Source organism: Actinospica durhamensis (assembly GCF_018139695.1).
In the GTDB taxonomy this organism is placed as follows: Bacteria; Actinomycetota; Actinomycetes; order Streptomycetales; family Catenulisporaceae; genus Actinospica; species Actinospica durhamensis.
The window spans coordinates 1-1,396 of record NZ_JAGSOG010000579.1 but is presented as its reverse complement, the minus strand read 5'-3'; the positions used below and the strand labels follow the sequence as shown (position 1 = coordinate 1,396).

Annotated in this window: 1 protein-coding gene; it reads left to right on the top strand. The window is 66.9% G+C overall.

Annotated elements, in window-relative coordinates; translation table 11 throughout:
* Positions 1-63: 63 nt before the first annotated feature.
* Positions 64-1,257 carry an IS701 family transposase gene (locus tag KDL01_RS41145; RefSeq protein WP_438802025.1) on the top strand — a complete coding sequence of 398 codons (1,194 nt, stop codon included), beginning with the start codon at positions 64-66 and terminating at the stop codon, positions 1,255-1,257.
* Positions 1,258-1,396 lie beyond the last annotated feature (139 nt).

The following is a 1,396-nucleotide window of genomic DNA, read 5'->3' as shown; positions in this document are numbered from 1 at the left end:
TAGTACTACAGTTGTAAACTGTGTCTTCGAGCTCTGCTTTATACTGTGGTGCTCGTGGATGGTATATCGGTCGAGGTCGACGAGTGGACAGCTGGGTTCGACGACCTGTTCGCCCGTATCGCGGGCAGGTTCGGGCGCGTAGAGTCACGTAGATGCGCGCGTGATTACATACGTGGCCTGCTTGGCCCGGTGGAGCGCAAGAACTCCTGGCAGCTCGCCGAGTACACCGGTCACCGCACGCCCCACCGGTTCCAGCATCTGCTCGGCCGCGCCGAGTGGGAACCGGACCAGGTGCGCGACGACGTGCGCGAATACGTCTTCGAGCACCTCGGCCAGGACAACGGGGTGCTCATCTTCGACGAGACCGGGTTCATCAAGAAGGGCGAGGCCTCCGCCGGCGTCGCGAGGCAGTACACCGGGACCTCGGGGAAGATAGACAACTGCCAGATCGCCGTGTTCGCCGCCTACGCCTCGGCAGCCGGGCGGGCGCTGATCGACCGGGAGCTCTACCTGCCCAAGTCCTGGGCCGCCGATCCCGAGCGCAGATCGGGGGCCGGTGTGCCCGAGGCGCGCCGGTTTATGACCAAGCCGGAGCTCGCGGTGCGCATGATGACGCGCATCCTGGCCGGCAACGCGCCGATCGCGTGGGTAGCCGCGGACGAGGTCTACGGGCAGGACCGCAAGTTCCGGCAGGCGTGCCTGCACCGGAATGTGGGTTATGTCGTCGCGGTGCCGTGCAACGAGCACGTCCCCACCACCCGCATGGGTACCCGCCGCGTCGACACCCTCGCCACCCAGGCACCGCCCGAGGCCTGGACGCGCATCTCCGCAGGCCAGGGCACCAAGGGCCCGCGCCTCTACGACTGGGCCGCCGTACGCATCAGCACCTGGTGGGACGAGCAGGAGGGCGTCGGACACTGGGCGCTGATCCGCCGCAGCATCACCGACCCGACCGAAATGGCCTTCTACCTGTGCGCCGGCCCCGCCGGTACCCCGATCGAAGAACTCGTACGGGTGGCCGGGGCCCGCTGGGCGATCGAAGAGTGCTTCCAAGCCGCCAAGAACCACACCGGCCTTGACCAGTACGAAGTGCGCTCCTACCCCGGCTGGCACCGGCACACCACTCTCGCGATGCTCGCCCACGCCTTCCTGGCCGTGCTCGCGGCCACCGCAGCGTCAAAAGGGGAGCCAGTGAATCCGACCACGAATACGCTCCCCTCACCGTGGGCGAGATCCGACGGCTCCTGGCAGGTCTGACCCACCCAGAGACGCCACGCCACCACCGACACCGACACCTACTGCACTGGTCCGCCTGGCGAAGACGCCACCAAGCCACCGCCCGCCGATGCCACTACCAGCGACGATGCAACTCAGGGCAAGAATTGCAACTGTAGTA